Origin of the sequence: Enterococcus sp. C74 (assembly GCF_040887125.1) — a bacterium.
In the GTDB taxonomy this organism is placed as follows: Bacteria; Bacillota; Bacilli; order Lactobacillales; family Enterococcaceae; genus Enterococcus_B; species Enterococcus_B hirae.
Window position 1 is genome coordinate 1 of sequence record NZ_JBFOFA010000012.1, and the last position, 18,174, is coordinate 18,174.

13 protein-coding genes are annotated in these 18,174 nt (G+C 37.3%); 3 read left to right on the top strand and 10 right to left on the bottom strand.

The genetic code is table 11. From position 1 onward, the window contains the following. Window positions 1–526: 526 nt before the first annotated feature. The 5 genes from AB3H93_RS12650 to AB3H93_RS12670 all read right to left on the bottom strand — a co-directional run bounded on the left by AB3H93_RS12650 (window position 527) and on the right by AB3H93_RS12670 (window position 5,333). Window positions 527–2,026 (bottom strand): ATP-binding protein, encoded by a 1,500-nt coding sequence (locus AB3H93_RS12650; protein ID WP_368020652.1) that lies wholly within the window; start codon window positions 2,024–2,026, stop codon window positions 527–529. After that, on the bottom strand, window positions 2,023–2,709 hold the full coding sequence (locus tag AB3H93_RS12655) for a response regulator transcription factor (protein WP_005875038.1): 687 nt from the start codon (window positions 2,707–2,709) through the stop codon (window positions 2,023–2,025). Before AB3H93_RS12655 ends, AB3H93_RS12650 begins: the two co-directional genes overlap by 4 nt. Window positions 2,710–2,896: 187 nt before the next feature. Beyond that, window positions 2,897–4,318: an NADP-dependent phosphogluconate dehydrogenase gene (gndA, locus tag AB3H93_RS12660; protein ID WP_010738115.1), complete on the bottom strand. Its 1,422-nt coding sequence runs from the start codon at window positions 4,316–4,318 to the stop codon at window positions 2,897–2,899. Window positions 4,319–4,527: 209 nt separating this feature from the next. After that, window positions 4,528–4,707 carry a 50S ribosomal protein L32 gene (gene rpmF / locus AB3H93_RS12665; RefSeq protein ID WP_010719637.1) on the bottom strand — a complete coding sequence of 60 codons (180 nt, stop codon included), beginning with the start codon at window positions 4,705–4,707 and terminating at the stop codon, window positions 4,528–4,530. A gap of 56 nt (window positions 4,708–4,763) precedes the next feature. Further along, window positions 4,764–5,333 (bottom strand): DUF177 domain-containing protein, encoded by a 570-nt coding sequence (locus tag AB3H93_RS12670; RefSeq protein ID WP_010719638.1) that lies wholly within the window; start codon window positions 5,331–5,333, stop codon window positions 4,764–4,766. 504 nt (window positions 5,334–5,837) lie between these two features. Here AB3H93_RS12670 and AB3H93_RS12675 point away from each other — a divergent pair. Then, window positions 5,838–6,740 (top strand): LysR family transcriptional regulator, encoded by a 903-nt coding sequence (locus AB3H93_RS12675; protein ID WP_010719639.1) that lies wholly within the window; start codon window positions 5,838–5,840, stop codon window positions 6,738–6,740. Window positions 6,741–6,997: 257 nt separating this feature from the next. On the opposite strand, the gene pyk is transcribed toward AB3H93_RS12675, so the two are convergent. From pyk to dnaE, 3 genes are all read right to left on the bottom strand, one after another. Further along, complete coding sequence (gene pyk, locus AB3H93_RS12680; protein ID WP_010719640.1) at window positions 6,998–8,782, bottom strand: pyruvate kinase; 1,785 nt, start codon at window positions 8,780–8,782, stop codon at window positions 6,998–7,000. A 120-nt stretch (window positions 8,783–8,902) separates the two neighbouring features. Next, window positions 8,903–9,865 carry a 6-phosphofructokinase gene (gene pfkA, locus AB3H93_RS12685; RefSeq protein WP_010719641.1) on the bottom strand — a complete coding sequence of 321 codons (963 nt, stop codon included), beginning with the start codon at window positions 9,863–9,865 and terminating at the stop codon, window positions 8,903–8,905. Window positions 9,866–10,032: 167 nt separating this feature from the next. Next, window positions 10,033–13,347 (bottom strand): DNA polymerase III subunit alpha, encoded by a 3,315-nt coding sequence (dnaE, locus tag AB3H93_RS12690; protein ID WP_368020653.1) that lies wholly within the window; start codon window positions 13,345–13,347, stop codon window positions 10,033–10,035. 224 nt (window positions 13,348–13,571) lie between these two features. On the opposite strand from dnaE, the gene AB3H93_RS12695 reads away from it, so the two are divergent. Continuing rightward, a complete protein-coding gene (locus AB3H93_RS12695) occupies window positions 13,572–13,760 on the top strand; it encodes a YjzD family protein (protein WP_010719643.1) in 189 nt (62 codons plus the stop codon). Window positions 13,761–14,032: 272 nt separating this feature from the next. Here the strand turns inward: AB3H93_RS12695 and AB3H93_RS12700 are convergent, their stop codons facing one another. Next, the gene (locus AB3H93_RS12700) at window positions 14,033–15,229 is read right to left on the bottom strand and encodes a multidrug efflux MFS transporter (RefSeq protein WP_010738119.1); all 1,197 of its coding nucleotides are present in this window, start codon (window positions 15,227–15,229) and stop codon (window positions 14,033–14,035) included. Between the two features lie 352 nt (window positions 15,230–15,581). Next, entirely contained in the window at window positions 15,582–17,018 is a 1,437-nt protein-coding gene (locus tag AB3H93_RS12705; protein ID WP_368020654.1) for an NCS2 family permease, read from the bottom strand. 305 nt (window positions 17,019–17,323) lie between these two features. Here AB3H93_RS12705 and AB3H93_RS12710 point away from each other — a divergent pair, with 305 nt between their 5' ends. Next, window positions 17,324–18,133 carry a Cof-type HAD-IIB family hydrolase gene (locus AB3H93_RS12710; RefSeq protein ID WP_301554821.1) on the top strand — a complete coding sequence of 270 codons (810 nt, stop codon included), beginning with the start codon at window positions 17,324–17,326 and terminating at the stop codon, window positions 18,131–18,133. The last annotated feature ends 41 nt before the right edge of the window (window positions 18,134–18,174 follow it).

Sequence of the window (18,174 nt, forward strand, 5' to 3'; positions counted from 1 at the left end):
ATTTTTTATTTCAACAACTCTTATATCTTAACATTTTCTTAAGGTTTTGTCAACAACTTTTTTCAAGTTTTTTTGACTGAGTTGTTTGCCGTGTTCTTAACGACTTGATTATCATATCATTTAAATTGTTATTTGTCAATAACTTTTTTCATTGATATTTCAATCTTTTCGTCACTTCTTAATCAAGCGACTTCGTTATTATAACATGGTGATTTTTCATCGTCAATATGTTTTTTCAACAAATTTTAAAGTGAAATTCATCACGCTTTATCAGAACAAATAATAATATATCAAGGACTGTCGAAAAATGCAATAGAAAAAAACATATTTTTCACTATAATTTTTAAAAGCGAATATTCCTCTCGATAATTAGTATTTTGACGTTTTTTTATAGTTTTTTCAGCGCGTTTAACACCAATTCAGATACAAAAGTTCGGTTCCGCATATTTACGTTTTTTATAAATTCGAGCACTTCCCTATATTGTTTGTTTTTTGAATAAAAAAAACAAGTAAAGTTGACCCCCCTTTACTTGTTTTCTTCTTTTACAATCGGAATAAAGATCCTAAAAATGGTACCCTGCCCAACGACACTTTCTGCATTGATTCTTCCTTTATAATTTTCAACCAATTGCTTGGCAATGGATAACCCTAACCCATTACCACCTTTTGTTCGTGCTCTGGCTTTGTCGACACGATAAAAGCGATTGAAAATCTTATTAAGATCTTCTTGTGGTATACCTTCTCCAAAGTCTTGAATCGCAATTTCAAATTCGCTCAATGTAGAAGAAATCGAAATATGCACTTCTTTTCGATTGGTTGAATACTTCACTGCATTATCCAAAATAATAATGATTAGCTGTTCAAAGTGGTTACGATAAATTTGCAGAGTCACTTCTTTTGCTAAATCGTCATCTAAAGTAATGACATAATCTGGATATAGTATTTTGAAGTTATTGTAAACCTGGTAAGTGACTTCTTTCGCTAATGTCGTTTCATTCGCATAATGCATATCCACTTGTTCTGCTCTGGAAAGATCAAGCATTTCCTGAACCAAACTCTTCATTCGGCTAATTTCCTGCATGCTTGCAGCTAGTGATTCTTCTAAGATTTCAGGATCATCTTTCCCCCAACGATTCAATAAACTCAAGTGTCCCTCAATGATTGCTACTGGAGTTCTTAATTCATGAGAAACGTCTTCCACAAATTGTTCTTGCTGTTCAATATAAAGACGCACGCGATCAAGCATCTCATTGAAGATTTCAGCAAGATCAGCTAGTTCATCATTCGTATCGATTTCCGGCATATGAATATCTGATTGTGGGTCTTTACGAATCGTATCCATCGTGTCTCGTAAGACCTTTAATGGTTTTAAGAAATAAGAGGATAAGAAAAACCCGAGTATACTACTTAAAATCAAGGAAACAACTTCTAATACGATGAGTGTCAATAATAATTTGTTCCGAATATCATAAAAAGATGAAAGTTCATAAAAACTTTGAGCATAACCAATCTTTTCTCTCGTTTCTTTAGAATAGATCGGCTGGACAGAAAGAAAACCAGTTTTGCCATCTAACGTGACGATCGTTGGCACTTTTCTAGTTGTTTGGATCAATGAACGATCTTTTTCATGCGTTTTAAAAATTAATTTTTCATCTAAGTTATAGACATATAGATCCATTGAAGATTGTCCTAATTCGGAAATGAACGAATCGATTTTCATCAAATTCCCTTCAATGATTGATGTGTCACTGATGCTCGTATTATTTTCTGCATTTGTTAAGTTGCGGTAGGTGTTGACTAATGTCAGCTCTTCATTTGCATTGGCTAATCGTGAAGCGACTTCTGAGATCGTTCGTTCGTCATTGTTTCGCTCTTTTGCCACGATTAGATTGATTGAAGACTTATACGTAATGACCGCAAAAATGGTAAAAACAACGAATATAAAGAAAGAACTTGCAAAGGCCCACTTGATTGTCAAGGAGGGACCTTTAAGTTCTCTTTTTTCAGAATTTTTCGGTTTTATCACGAGCGCATCACATAGCCTGTTCCACGGACAGTTTGGATATAACTTTCTTCTCCAGGAACATCAATTTTATTACGAAGATAACGAATATAGACATCCACAACATTCGTTTCGACTTCTGTTTCGTATCCCCATACTTTGTTTAGTAAAACATCACGGGCTAATACAACATTTACATTTTCCATCAAAGTAAGTAACAATTCATATTCACGTTTTGTTAACTCAATGACTTCACTGCCGCGTCGTACGACACGATTTTCTTTTTCGATCGTTAGGTCACGATAGGTGATCGTTGTTTGTTTCGCTACATTCTTGTCTCCTTCAATGTCGATACGACGTAATAAGGCACGTAAACGAGCTAATAATTCTTCAATCGCAAAAGGTTTAACGATATAGTCATCTGCACCATGATCTAATCCTGAGACACGATCGATTACTGAGTCTCTAGCAGTCATCATAATGATTGGTGTATTTTTAACTTGACGGACACGACGGCATACTTCTAGTCCATTTAATTCTGGTAACATCAAGTCTAATAAAATAGCATCCCATTCATTGTTTAACGCTGCATCTAATCCTGTACGGCCATTGTAATGTACTTCTGCATTGTAGCCTTCATGCTTTAATTCTAACTCGACAAACCGAGCTAAGTTTTTCTCATCTTCAATGATTAGAATATTACTCATCAATTTTTTTCCTTTCTATTCTACGGGCTTTTCAAAACTCTATTATTATACCGATAATCTACTTAAAAATCTATAACCATTTTATCATGGATAATAATTTTTAAAAAGAGCTGAAGTCTTCTCTTTTCAGTTGACTCCAGCTCTCATGTCATCTTTTATTTTTCTTCATCTTCAAGAAGCGAAAAGATTACTCTTCATGATACCATGAATAATGGAAGATTCCTTCTTTATCTACCCGTTCATAGGTGTGCGCACCAAAATAATCACGTTGCGCTTGGATAATATTTGCCGGTAAGCGTTCTGCTCTATAAGAATCGAAATAAGCAATCGCAGAAGAAAAAGTTGGTACTGGAACGCCTGCTTGGACAGCTAGTGCGACTACATCTCTTACTGCTTGTTGGTATTTATTGGTGATGTCGACAAAATAATCATCTAATAAAAGATTTTCGATATCAGAATCCTTGTCATACGCATCAGTGATTTTTTGTAAGAAACGAGCACGAATGATACACCCAGCGCGCCAGATCTTAGCAATTTCACCAAATGGCAGATCCCAACCATATTCTTTAGAAGCAACACGTAATTGAGCAAAACCTTGTGCATAACTCATAATTTTGCTGAAGTACAATGCTTCACGGATTTTTTCGATTAACTCTTTTTTATCTCCAGTAAATGAAAACTCATTCGTGCGGGTTAGCACTTTGCTTGCTCGGACACGTTCATCTTTGTATGCTGAAATGTAGCGGGCAAAAACTGATTCTGTGATCAATGGTAAAGGAACACCTAGGTCTAACGCACTTTGGCTCGTCCATTTTCCTGTTCCTTTGTTACCAGCAGCGTCCATGATGACATCAACGATTGGTTTCCCAGTTCCTTCATCATCTTTTCTTGTTAGGATATCTGCAGTGATCTCAATCAAGTAACTGTCTAATTCACCTTGATTCCATTCTTTAAAGATGTCAGCCATCTCTTCAACTGATAAGCCTAAAATGTTTTTCATCAAGTCATAAGATTCTGCAATCAATTGCATATCGCCATATTCGATGCCGTTATGAACCATTTTGACATAATGACCAGCACCATTAGGACCGATGTAAGTCACACAAGGGGCCCCGTCTTCTGCTTTAGCAGAGATTTGCTCTAAGATTGGTGCAACCAATTCATAGGCTTCTTTTTGCCCTCCAGGCATGATTGAAGGTCCTTTTAAGGCTCCTTCTTCCCCACCTGATACACCTGTGCCGATAAAGTTGATACCAGAGTTAGCTAGTTCTTCATTCCGACGAATCGTGTCTTTGAAGAAAGTATTTCCTCCATCGATTAAAATATCTCCTTTATCTAAATGCGGAAGTAATTCTTGGATGGTTGCATCCGTTGCCGGACCAGCCTTTACCATTAGAAGGATTCGACGTGGTTTTTCGATCGAATCGACAAATTCTTCGATTGAATAAGTTGCTTTAAATTTTTTGTCTGGGTGTTCTTCCACCACAGCAGTTGTCTTTGATCCAGTACGGTTAAAGAGGGCAACTGAATACCCACGACTTTCAATATTAAGGGCTAAGTTTTTACCCATTACGGCCATACCGACAACGCCGATTTGTTGTTTTGACATATGAACTCCTCCTACATATGGGATGTTCTCCCTAATCTCTATCATTATAGCTTAACATGGCACTATTGCAAACCAAAGAAGCATATATTTTTATGACGTTGTTTTAATATTAATGGACGAGCTAGGAAAGTTTTAAAGTATCACAAAAAAATAAACCTCAAGGCTCCATGGTTAGCCTTGAGGTTTTTACATTTTCTAATTAAAATGTATTAAGCTTCTTTAGACATTACGTCCTTACCATCGTAGTAACCACAATTTGCACATACGTGATGGCTTTTTTTCATTTCACCACAGTTTGCACATTCGTTTAAACCTTTGATTGTCAATTTGTAGTGTGTACGACGTTTTGCTTTTTTAGCTTTTGATGTTCTTCTAGCTGGTACTGCCATTTTGCTACACCTCCTTGTAAAGTCTTGCACCTTAATTGATGCAATATATTCCAATCTTACGCTTTATCATCTTCATTTGATGGTTCATCAAAAAGTTCCGATAATTTTGCAAGACGAGGATCTACTTTTGTCTTGGCATCTTCTGATTTTCTACGCTCATATTCTTCTTCGGAAACGACTTCCCAATCTGTTCCTTTCGGTAGGTCAGTTGCGAGTTCTTCTTCCTCAGTTAATACGCGCATCGGAATTGCCAATAAAATGTTGTCTTCAATTGATTCTGTCAGGTCAAGTTTTGCATCTTCGATTAACAAAATCTCTTCTGCAGACAATTGGTCATCTCTGAGTTGATATTGTTCTTTTGTCATAAACAATTCGTCAACAGCAAAGTCCATCGGTAATTCAACCGGTTCTAAAGAACGCGTAGATGGAACAGTCAGAGTCGTCTGCACAGTGTAATGAACCAGATAGCCTTTTTTATCAACTGAGACTAACCCTTGGACTGCAACAGGCGCAACATCTAGTATTAAATTGTCTCGCTCCATGAGTTCCGCTTTAAGATCAAGGGTCTCATGAAATGTTAACGGTGTCTCTTGGTATTTTCTCAATTCGAGTAAGGACCATTTCATTTTTCATCACTCCTAAGCAACAAAAGCAATTATACAGGGCAAAAAGGTCCTTGTCAATGAAATTTTCTTGACACCTTACACTTCATTAAAAAACATTTTTTTTATTTATTCGTTATGTTGTCTTATTTTTATTTACGAACAAATTTCCATGGCAACTCGTAACAAATAGAGAATCCATTTTTTTAACTTAAATTTTTCTCTATTACGTGAAAGACTCTCTGTAAATTTTGACTTTTTCTCCTTATTGTTTCGTAAACTATATGTTTACCCCAAAATTAACTGATGATTTTTAGAATAACATTCGATCATTCTTACAGAAGAACGATTTTTACTAACCAAGAATGATAACTAACGATATAAAAACAGTAGTTTTGATCGTTTATCCGGCTAAATTCTTCTACAAGTTGTTCTGTGGCGTACATACTTGATGGTTTCTATTTGCTCAAGTATTCAAGATGAACTACAATAAACAATATTTATAAGAAAAAGGAGCAGACGCTTGTTATGAACACACGAGATATCGAATATTATGTTCAAATCGTCAAGCAAAAGAATTTTACCAAGGTAGCCAAGTACTTTCAAGTTAGTCAACCGACGATCACTTACGCACTTAAGCGCCTGGAAAAAGAACTTGACGCAGTTCTTATCACGAGAGATCGTTCACACCACGAATTAGTGATTACCCCTGCTGGCAAACAGTTATTTATCCATGCACAATCTATCTTGCAAGAGATCAAGATGGCAAAAGCAGAGATTACGCAATTACAGAAAAAGAAATTACGATTTGGAATGCCACCAATCATTGGCAATGAATATTTTCCGAAATTATCCAGTTATTTTATTAAATCTCAGCTAATGGACCAAATTGAGATTACAGATGGTGGCTCTAGAGATTTGTATGGCATGATCCACCAAGGAAGAATCGATTTAGCGATCCTAGGCTCCACCCAACCAATTATCGATCAAAAATTAGAGATCGAATTACTTTTAGACAAGCGTTTCATGATTGTTGTTGCTCCTACTCATCCTTTCGCTGACCGACAAATGATTTCTTTTAGCGACCTAACAGCTGAACAATTCGTTTTATTGAACGAGCATTACGTTCATCCTGCAGCTTTTAAAAAGTTAGCTAAACAGGCACATATTGAACCTAAAGTTGTTTACCAAAGCAATGACTTAGCCATATTGAAAAGCATGATTCGAGAAAATATCGGGATTGGTTTTTTAACTGAAATTGCTATTCACCCTGAAGATCATCTCGTATCGATCCCACTTTCCGATCAGCTCCAGCCGCACTTTCTGATTTCACTTGCTAAGCGTACTCAGCAAATTCCGACTCCTTTACAAGAAAATGTGGTTGAGGTCATCCAACAATTTATGAAAACTCAAAAGAAGAACAAATCTTAATTGAATGGCTATTAATAGGAATGAATAATAATTAACACTTTTGAATAAACAATAAATAATGATTGTACGGCAGTCTGCTTGTTCCTCTCTAATTGACACTTTAAGTAACATTAGAAAAAGGTCGTTTTAAAAACGTAGCTTAAACACCCCGACGATCATTCTGTTAAAATGAAGGTTGACGCATGATTCATCTAAAAAACAACGAAAAAAAAGGATAAGACCTAGTCTTATCCTTTTTTGATGATCAGCGGAGTCAATTAGATTGCTGTTGTTTCGCCACGGTATACGATACCACGACGTGAGTCTACAGTTACTAACTCGCCATCAGTGATTGTTGAAGTTGCATCTTGTGCACCAACGATTACAGGAATGTCTTGTGCAATTCCTACAACTGCTGCGTGTGAAGTCAATCCGCCTTCTTCAACGATAACTGCTGCTGCTTTTTCAATTGCAGGCATATATTCTTTATCAGTTGTTGGAACAACTAAAACCATGCCGTCTTTTGCTTTTTTGATTGCTTCTTCAGCTGATGAAGCAACAACTGCATTTGCAACGACTGATTTTTGACCAACGCCTTGAGCTTCTAATAATTTTGAACCAATCATTTGAATTTTCATTACGTTAGTTGTTCCACGTTCACCAACTGGTACACCAGCAGTGATCAAGATCAAATCGCCTTCTGAAGCAAATCCTAAGTCAACTGCTTTTTGAGCAGCTAATTCAAACATTTCGTCAGTTGTTGTTGGTTTTTCAGCAACTGTTGGGTAAACACCCCAGTTAAGCATCAAACCACGTTTTGTACGTTCGTCAAAAGTAACAGCCAAGATGTCAGCATCTGGACGGTATTTTGAGATCATTTTAGCTGTATAACCAGATTCAGTTGCAGCTACGATTGTTTTAACGCCTAAGTTTTTAGCAGCGCGTGCTACAGATAGACCGATTGTTTCAGTCACATCAGTTTTATCAAATTCGTTTAATTGGAAAGTACCTAATTCTGATAATGCATTTTCAGCTTGTTGGTCAATACGAGCCATTGTTGCAACAGCTTCTACAGGGTAGTCACCGTTTGCTGATTCTCCTGATAACATTGTTGCATCAGTTCCGTCAAATACGGCATTGGCAACGTCAGAAGCTTCTGCACGTGTTGGACGTGGGTTTTCTTGCATTGATTCCAACATTTGTGTTGCTGTGATTACTGGGATACCAGCTGCATTACATTTTTTGATAATACGTTTTTGAACCATTGGAACTAATTCGGCAGGAATTTCAACACCCATGTCACCACGAGCGATCATTACACCATCAGAAACTTTGATGATTTCGTCGATGTTGTCGATTCCTTCTTGTGATTCGATTTTAGGGAAGATTTGAACGTGTGTCATATCTTTTTCTTCTAAAATTTCACGAATATCTAAAACGTCTTGCGCTTTACGTACAAAACTTGCAGCGATAAAGTCGATATCGTTATCTAGACCAAAACGAATATCATCTGCATCTTTAGGAGTAATCCCTGGTAAGCTGATTGAAACGCCTGGTGCATTAACCCCTTTACGAGATCCTAGCATTCCAGCATTTTTCACTTCTACAACTAATTCACGAGTTGCTTCGTCTTTTTCAATGATTTCCATATCGATCAAGCCATCATCGAATAAAATGTGTCCACCTACATGAACGTCTTCAAATAGTCCAGGGTAAGTAACAGCGATTTTTTCTTTTGAACCTACATGTTCAGGATCCATTGAGATACGAGTTTTATCTCCTACTTCAAATTTGATGTATCCTGCACGACCAAAATCAGCTTCAGTTGTGCCTTGAACAGTTGTACGAATTTCAGCACCTTTTGTATCTAAAAGGATACCTACATCTTTACCTGTTTTTTTAACTGCTTCACGGACCATTGTCATACGTGATAATTGTTCTTCATGATCACCATGTGAAAAGTTAAAGCGGAAGACATTTGCCCCAGATTCAATCAATTTAGAAATAGTTTCTACTGAATTACTTGCTGGTCCTAATGTACTAACGATTTTGGTTTTTTTCATTTTACAAAACTCTCCCATTCAATTTTGTTTATTTAAAGCTGGTTAAAGCCTAAATACAAAGATAACAAGCTATACCTATTTTTAACTATAGCTTAAATTTAAAATAACAGGCTTTCAATCTTAGAATGAAAGTGAGTTATTTAAGTCATAAAGTGATAAGTCTGGTTTGTGTTTGTTGCTTTCTAGTGTTTCGATGATATCTGCAGCGACCATTTCATTGTCGCGGATACCCACACATAGTCCACCTTTACCTGCACGAAGCAAGTCAACAGCATAAGCACCAAATTTGCTTGCTAACACACGGTCACGTGCGCTAGGTGAGCCACCACGTACTACGTGTCCTAAGATGGATACACGTGTATGGTAATCACCATATTCAGAAAGTTTTTCGGCAAATTCATTTCCGCCCATTACGCCTTCTGCTAAGATGATCAAGCAATGTTTTTTACCACGATCGCGGCCTTCTTGGATTTTTTTAGCCACAGATGCCATATCAAAATCATGTTCAGGAATGATAATTTCATCTGCGCCACCGGCAACACCCGACCATAATGCGATATCGCCAGCGTTACGTCCCATTACTTCAATAACAAACGTACGAACGTGTGAAGTTGCTGTATCGCGAATACGGTCGATTGATTCTAAAACTGTGTTGATTGCTGTATCAAAACCGATTGTGAAATCAGTTCCTGGAATATCGTTGTCAATCGTTCCTGGAACACCAACAGCTGGAAATCCACGTCTTGTCAATGCCATTGCTCCATGGTAAGAGCCATCTCCACCGATAACAACTAAACCTTCGATACCGAATTTTTTCAATTGTTCGATCCCTTTTAATTGACCTTCTTCAGTCGCAAATTCAGGGTAACGTGCAGAGTACAAGAATGTCCCACCACGTTGGATTTTATCACCCACATCTGCAACATCTAGACGACGAATATCTCCTGCAACTAATCCAGCAAATCCATAGTTGATTCCATATACTTCGAGCCCTTCATAAATCCCTTTACGAACAACGGCACGAATAGCAGCATTCATTCCAGGTGCGTCTCCGCCACTGGTCAAAATTCCAATGCGTTTCATAATAATCATTCACCTCATTAAAATACTTTATCCTAAGCAATGCTTAGGTTAATAACCTTCTTTGCGTTAACCACGACTAACATTCTAACATTATTTTTAGCAATTGTCTTGATTTACTGATAAAAAAATGAAAAAAAATGAAAGCAAATAGTATATTTTACCGTAAGTTATTTGAAAACAACATTTTCTGGTTGGAGTAAGTATGCTAATTGACTCTTCAAGCTCTTACTTCCATCGACCCAATAAGCTTCTGCCAGCACTACTTTCCGTTGATTCTTTTCATGGTACATCACGACTGGAATGTACCCAGAATGTTTCTGAAAAATAGTTTGCAATTGTTTCATCGTTTGCGGATCGTCAAATTCTTCTTTGATTCGTAAATAGCAAGTCTGATCTTGATATTGTTTTTCTAATTCTACAGGATCAGCAAAATTTTCGCCAATCAATTGCAACTCTTGGTTGTATTTACTCGTTTCTGTTCGTCCTTGAACAAAGATCACTTTATTCAACTCAAACAATGAACGAAATTGTCGATAGGATTTGGGGAATACAGTGATCGTGATTTCTCCACTGATATCTGTTCCTTCAACAAAAGCCATCAATTCCCCTTTTTTAGTTCTGATTTCACGGATATTTTTAATCATCACTAATACACTGACTGTTTGTTTCGGAATAACTTCAGTAATTAACCGGATTTTTTTAGCTAATTTCAAGCGTTCATAGCCTTCTGTTGGGTGCCCCGAAAGATAAACGCCTAAATATTCCTCTTCTAATTGCAGCTTTTCTTCTAAAGAATAGTCAGCCACTTCTTCTTCTTTTAAAGCCATGATCCCTAGGAGATCTAAGCTTCCACCACTATAAATAATGTTTTGTATTTTCCCTTCTAAATCGAGCATCAATTGTTTTCGATTCGGTGCCAATTCATCAAATACGCCCACTGCTACTAATGACTGGATCAACTCTAATTTTAGCCAGCGTTTATCTAAGCGAATCAAGAATTGATCTACTGATTGATAAGCGCCATTTTCTTTTCGATCTTTTAAGATATCCTCAATGAAGTCTTTTCGGACACCTTTGATCGCAGTTAGACCAAAACGAATCTCTTCTGGATTAATCAGCTCAAAGCCATAATAGCTCTGATTAATGGAAGGTGCTGCTAGTTTTAATTTTTTCTTTCTTGCCTCAGCGATGTATTCTTTTAATTTGGTCGTATTGTGTCGAACCGAATTTAGTAAACTAACAAAAAATGCGCCTGGATGGTGGGCTTTGAGGTACGCCATTTGAAACCCAACAAATGAATAAGCAAACGCATGCGAGCGATTGAAACCATAATTGGCAAAACGTTCGATATAGTCATAGACTTCGACCGCTTTTTCTTTCGAATAGCCCTGACTTACTGCCCCACTGACAAAGTGTTCCCGCTCTTTGTCAATCACTTCTTTTTTCTTTTTACTGATTGCTCGACGCAAAATATCCGATTGGCCCAAAGAAAAACCAGCCATCTTTGCAGCGATTTGCATAATCTGTTCCTGATACACGATGACACCATATGTGTTTTTTAAAATAGGCATTAAGGAATCATCAGGATAATGGATCGTTTCTTTTCCTTTTTTGCGGGAAATAAACGTATCGATATTTTGCATTGGTCCTGGACGATATAACGCATTGACCGCCGCAATATCTTCAATTGTTTCTGGTCCTAATCGGCGTAAAACATTGCGAATACCTGCCGATTCAAATTGGAAAACCCCTGTAGTGTCTCCTTGTTGAAAGAGAAAAAGTGTCTTAGGATCATTTAAAGGAATTTGTTTCAATTGAATTTCTTTCTTTTCTACTTTTTTAATAGCTTTCAATGCGTAATCAATGATCGAAAGATTTCGCAATCCTAAAAAATCCATTTTGAGTAGTCCGATTGCTTCCACGTCATTCATCGTATATTGAGTTAAAAATGCTTCATCTGATCCTTTTTGTAATGGAACCAGATCTAATAGATTCTTATCACTGATCACAACACCCGCTGCGTGAGTCGAGACATGTCGAGGCAATCCTTCTAAAATCGAAGCTGTTTTAAATAGTAATTGATTTTTTTCACTTAACTGAACTAACTCCACTAAGGGTTTCGATGTCCGATATGCTTCGGGTAAGGTAATTTTCAACTGATTAGGGATCGCCTTTGACCATCGATTGGCTTCGCTTTGTGATAAACCAAAGACACGAGCCACGTCCCTTAACACCATCTTAGCCGCCATCGTCCCAAACGTTGCAATTTGCGCCATATGGTATTGTCCATATTTTTCTCTGACATAATTCAAGACTTCTTCTCTACGATTATCAGGGATATCCAAATCGATATCTGGCATCGTATAACGTTCTGGGTTTAAGAAACGCTCAAAAAGCAAATCATATTGCAACGGATCGACATCGGTGATCTCCAAGATATATGCAACTAATGAACCAGCCGCTGATCCTCGTCCAGCGCCAGTCACGATTTTTTCTCGATGAGCAAACGCCATGACGTCCCACACGATCAAGAAATAATCATCAAAGCCCATTTGATGGATAATCGACAACTCATATGCTAGACGCTCTTGATATTTAGGAGTGATTTCTTCGACTCGCTCTGCTAATTTTGCGTGGCACAATTCATCAAGGTACTGACCAGCACTTTTCTGATCTGGTACTGGGTAATGAGGTAGCAGCTTTTGATGAAATTGAAATTCAAAGGAAACCGATTGAGCTAAACGTTGCGCACCCTCTAGCGCATCAACCAACTGTGCTTCATTAAACCGTTGGATCATTTCATTTTCAGCAAGTAAAAAACCTGTTTTCGTTTCTATCTTTTGTTGGTTGATTGCTTCCATAGAAAGTTGGCTCCCAGCTCGAAGATGTTTCATCGTCTCAAGCGCAAACAGTTCTTCTTGTCTTAAGCTGGCAATAGGTTGTAATGCACATAAGGAATAATTGTTTTCTGCTAGGAACGTTACCCAACCACTTGGTAGTTCTGAGAAACTTTCAGTGATTCCAACATAAAAATCTTGTCGACCTACTTTTTCTTTGAGTGCTTGCCAATGGGCAGTAAAGGTCTCTGTTTGATTAAATTCAGCTACCACAGAATGTTGGGGAGGAACGACGAAAATCAAATGATCTGATTCTGTAAATTCTGATAATGCGAGACTTTCTTGAATCATTTTTTTACTCGACAGCTTCATCAATTGCTGGTAGCCAACGCCATCTTTAACATATACCAATAAATCAAAAGCTTGGGACTCATAAGTATAAGTAAGGAGCATGCCGACAATTGGCTTTATTCCTTCTTTGATACATGTTTGATAAAACTCAGGTATCCCATACAGTACATCTTGATCAGTTATTCCTAGGACTGTATAACCTAGTGCTTTTGCCTTTTGGACATAATCTTGGATCCTGATCGTGCTTTGCAACAGCGAATAGGAGGTTTTTGTATATAATTGTGGGAAAAACATGATCATTCCACCTTTTGTATAGTTAGACAATTAATCAATGCGTTCATTTATCTACTATGAATATAGGATAAACGACAACGCATTTGTAATCATTCTCTTTGATTTGCATTTTTATTATTTTATCACATGGACTGGTTAAATCATAAAACTTGTTTTTTTACAACTAGCTTTCTTTACATTCAGCAAAATTCTGGTAAACTAAGCTTAGAAAAGAGGTGTTCTTTATGCGATATATCGTCACATTATTTTGGTCATTTGTCTTAGGTCAAGTCGTAGGTTACATTGGTGGGGCTCTTACAAGCGGTGGCTATGATTTTACTTTAACAACGATTATTTCATTGGTTGCAGGCGTTGTTGTCATTTTACTTGGTGCATTGGCAACTCCTAGAAAAGAAGCCTCATCACATTCATAAAAGCCAAATGAGGGTGGGACGCAGTCTCATCCTTTTTATGTATTTTGATAAAATCATTTCGCTTTCCATTAAATTTTTGGAGTGGAAAAGTTAAGCCTGGGACAAAAGGTCGTCCCGGGCTCTTTATCATGCGCAAAAATGAATAATTGTTGTTCCTTGAAATAAGCCTGAATTTCTCAAAACATGAGCGGTTATTTCAACAAATTCTTCCCTAGTGTCATCGGAGTTGCGAGGTTTTAACGAAAGCGACACACGATCTTTTCATCATCTGATCAGAAGCGTTGTCGAAGAACTTTTCTGAAGTTAAATAAAGATAATAAGATATTAGATAAAACAAAGAGACTTGTAGCAATGAACACTGCGCGATAGTTAAAGGCATGCGCAACCGTCGAGCCCACCATCGGTCCAAAGACTTGTCCAAAATTACTACACATTTGATTGTAACTATAGATTCGACTCACTCCTTCTGGCGGCGTGATCTTACTGATGAGTGTATTGATGGATGGCATTAACGCTCCCGTTGAAAAACCAAGAATAAACCGTAAGATCCCCAACTGTAAAGGGGTCGCTACAATAGCCATGGGCAAGTAGCAACAAAAAGATAAGGTTAGCCCTGCAAGCAGTACTTTTTGGTTCCCTATTTTATCCCCTAATTTCCCTAGTTTAGGAGAGGAAAAAACTGCAGACACACCTGAAATCGAAACGATTAACCCACTAACAAATAAAATATTTCCTGAATTCCCGCTTAGCTCACGAATATATAGGGTCAAAATAGGACTGATAGTTGTGATACCAATTTGAAGAATCAAAGTGGTCACAAATAATCCGATTAGAATGGATAAATGATCCATTTTGGCAAAGATTTCTTTTGTACTGATCATATCATTTTTTTCTACTGGTTGAAAATCTTCTTTTACCAAGAAAATGGTTAAAAGTGTTGTCACAAGTAATAATACTCCAGTAATCAAGAAAACATTCTCCATACCAAACCACTGCGCCAACGCACCTCCCATTGATGGTCCGATCAAACTGCCGGCAATTGCTCCAGTCGATAAAGTTCCTAATGCCCAACCACTTTTTTCTTTTGGCGCTTGTGAAGCAATCATCGCAGTCGCGTTAGGAATATAACCTGATAAAATGCCATTTAAAAAACGCATGACCAGTAACCAATACGCATTGGGAACAAAGGCCAACGATCCCATCGTTACCGTCATCCCTGCGGCAGCTCGGATCATCATGAGCTTTCGTCCTTTACGATCTGCCAAATTCCCCCATATTGGCGCTACGATAGCTGAAGCAAAGGCAGTAACAGATATCGCTAGACCGGAAAACAACTCAACTTGATCACTTGGTGTACCCAATTGTTCTACATATACAGGAATAAATGGCATAACTAAACTAAAACTAGCCCCTGTAAAAAAGCAGCCGATCCAAGCCACGAATAAATTTTTCTTCCATTGTATCTTCATTGATCATCCTCATTTCTTTATGTTTCTTTGCAAAAAATTTCTTTTTGAAACAGCATAAATTATGTATTGTTACTATATAGACGAAAGGTTTTGTTCCGAGCAGTACTATCTTCTACTTATTTACTATCTTAACAGTGAAAATCTTATGTTACAAAAAAACACTCTTAACAACTATATAAAATCGTTAAGAGTGCAAATACTGCTTTTTTCGAATCATTCAAATGGTGATGGCAAAAAGCGTTTTTTCTTATTAAATTTGTGCTACTTTTTATTGTAAACTTACTCATGTTGCTGTTTCCTGACTTTTTAGCTGGTTCTTTAAGAAAATAGTTCAGCTGCTAGTTAGGCTGGTTTACATCGTTGCTAAAATAATAAAGTTAAGGATAAACAAGACCACAACGATCCATAATGGGATTGAAATTTCTTTGAATTTCCCTTTGATTACTTTGACGATCGTGTAAAAAATGAAGCCGACAGCAATCCCATAAGAGATGCTATAGCATAATCCCATAAAGATTGAAGCAAAGAATGCTGGTAGTGCTTCTTCCAAGTCAAGCCAATTGATATCTGTGAATGAAGCCATCATCATCACACCAACTAAAATCAATGCAGGTGCAGTTGCTTGAGTTGGAACGATAGAAATCAATGGTGAAAAGAAACTACTTAATGCAAATAAGACTGCAACCACTACTGAGGTCAAACCTGTTCGTCCACCAGCACCGATACCTGCAGCAGATTCTACATAAGTCGTCGTATTTGATGTTCCAAAGATTGCTCCTACAGATGTCGCAATGGCATCGGCAAAGAGCGCTTTATCCATTTTTGTCTTGAAACCTTTGCCATCTTCTAATGCTTCTTCATCTTCTTTTGAGAAGATCCCCGTACGGCGACCTGTTCCAATGAACGTCCCAATCGTATCAAATGTATCCGATAAACTAAACGCAATGATCGTCATGGTTACTTGTGGAATCTTTGAAGAATCACTAAATAATGATTGCATCCCCTCTGATCCAAAAGCAGCACCAAAAGTCGTGCCTAATTCTTTGAATGAACTTCCTAATGAATTGGCTTGCCAATCAATCGTACTTAAATCAACAACCCCCATCATAATCCCTAAGATAGTGGTTGCCACGATCCCGATCAACATCGCACCACGAACATTTTTTACCACCAGGATCGCTGTTAAAATCAAACCGATCACAGCTAATAAAATCGGTGCATTATTGAAGTTGGCTAAAGCTGGAACGATCCCACCATTGATTGTGACATTCGTTGCCTTGCCTCCGTCAACCACCGAACTAGTGATTGCTGCCTGATCAGCTGAAAAAGAGAGAAATCCTGCATTTTTAATCCCAACATAAGCGACAAAGATCCCGATCCCGCCTCCAATCGCATGTTGTAGACTTTCAGGAATGGAATGAATGATCAATTTTCGTATTTTGGTCACAGTAATAAAAATGTTGACCATCCCACAAATAAAGACCATCGCTAAAGCTTGTTGCCAAGAATAACCTAATCCAAAAACTACTGTAAAAGTAAAAAAGGCATTTAATCCCATTCCAGGTGCTTGCGCATACGGTACATTTGCAAACAACCCCATTACCAAAGTACCAATGATCGAAGCGATGATTGTTGCTAAGAACACTGCCTGAAAAGGCATCCCTGATGCTGACAAAATGGTTGGATTTACAAATAAGATATAACTCATTGCAAAGAATGTCGTAACCCCAGCCATGATTTCTGTTGGTACATTTGTCTTATTTTTCTTTAATTGGAAAAACTTTTCCATAAAAAATTTCCACTCCCTGAATTTTTTTGACGTAAAATCAAATAATAAAATAAGTCAACTATTCCGTTTACGTCGAACAATTATTGATTATAATTATAATTCGTTCGCTTTTCAATAAAATCATTAAAAAAAGCAATAAAAAAATGCTTAATGTTCGTGTTTTGCCTTATAAATGGTTATTGAACAAAATGTATCCGTTCTCTTTAATTTAAAAAAGACTTCTTTTTCCCTTACATTTGCACCTTGTTAAAAAAAATATATGTGCTAGACTGAAACACATACTAGCATTGAAAGGAATGACATTTTTGAATAGAAAGCTCATTGCCATTGATTTAGACGGAACAACTTTAAATCCGGATTCAATCATTACTTCAAAAACTGAAGAAACATTAAAAAAAGCGATTAACGCTGGTCACCATGTCAGTATTGCTACTGGGCGCCCCTTCCGAATGAGTTATCATTATTATCAGCAATTAGGATTGTCTACACCGATGGTCAACTTTAACGGTGCTTTAGTACATATCCCTAATCAATATTGGGCTCATGAAAAAGAAACCTCGATCGATAAACGCATCGTATTCGAGATTTTAGCTCAAAAACGCCAATTGAATTTAGATTTCATTGCTGCAGAAAATCGTGAAACTTATTTTATTGACAGCTTTGATTTTTTTGATGAAAAAATTTTTGCTGCATCAAATCCTAGCCCTCAAAATTTATTATCGCCTAAAAATCTGACAACTGATCCAACCTCTTTACTGGTTCGAACAGAAAAATGCTATGCTGAACAAGTTTCAGCTGAATTAACCCGTCAATTCGGTCATTTTGTTGATGTTCGTACTTGGGGAGGACCAATGGCTATTTTAGAAATCGTTTCTAAAGGAATTGAAAAAGCCAAAGGCGTTCATCGCATTGCCAATTACCTTGATATCGATCAAAAAGATGTCATTGCTTTTGGTGACGAACATAACGATTTGGAACTATTAGAATATGCTGGCTGGGGAGTTGCAATGAAAAATGGTACCGATCAATTAAAAGGCGTTGCTAACGATGTCACTGAACACACCAACCAAGAAGATGGCTTAGCTACGTATTTAGAAGACTTATTAGCCCTTTAAAATCAAAAAAGACCGTTCCAGAGAAAACAAATTGTATTTCT

What these genes read in the sequence shown, in the direction of transcription:
- AB3H93_RS12655 (WP_005875038.1), bottom strand. Translation starts at nt 2,709, where the DNA reads ATGAGTAATATTCTAATCATTGAAGATGAGAAAAACTTAGCTCGGTTT.
- gndA (WP_010738115.1), bottom strand. Translation starts at nt 4,318, where the DNA reads ATGTCAAAACAACAAATCGGCGTTGTCGGTATGGCCGTAATGGGTAAA.
- rpmF (WP_010719637.1), bottom strand. Translation starts at nt 4,707, where the DNA reads ATGGCAGTACCAGCTAGAAGAACATCAAAAGCTAAAAAAGCAAAACGT.
- AB3H93_RS12670 (WP_010719638.1), bottom strand. Translation starts at nt 5,333, where the DNA reads ATGAAATGGTCCTTACTCGAATTGAGAAAATACCAAGAGACACCGTTA.
- AB3H93_RS12675 (WP_010719639.1), top strand. Translation starts at nt 5,838, where the DNA reads ATGAACACACGAGATATCGAATATTATGTTCAAATCGTCAAGCAAAAG.
- pyk (WP_010719640.1), bottom strand. Translation starts at nt 8,782, where the DNA reads ATGAAAAAAACCAAAATCGTTAGTACATTAGGACCAGCAAGTAATTCA.
- pfkA (WP_010719641.1), bottom strand. Translation starts at nt 9,865, where the DNA reads ATGAAACGCATTGGAATTTTGACCAGTGGCGGAGACGCACCTGGAATG.
- dnaE (WP_368020653.1), bottom strand. Translation starts at nt 13,347, where the DNA reads ATGTTTTTCCCACAATTATATACAAAAACCTCCTATTCGCTGTTGCAA.
- AB3H93_RS12695 (WP_010719643.1), top strand. Translation starts at nt 13,572, where the DNA reads ATGCGATATATCGTCACATTATTTTGGTCATTTGTCTTAGGTCAAGTC.
- AB3H93_RS12700 (WP_010738119.1), bottom strand. Translation starts at nt 15,229, where the DNA reads ATGAAGATACAATGGAAGAAAAATTTATTCGTGGCTTGGATCGGCTGC.
- AB3H93_RS12705 (WP_368020654.1), bottom strand. Translation starts at nt 17,018, where the DNA reads ATGGAAAAGTTTTTCCAATTAAAGAAAAATAAGACAAATGTACCAACA.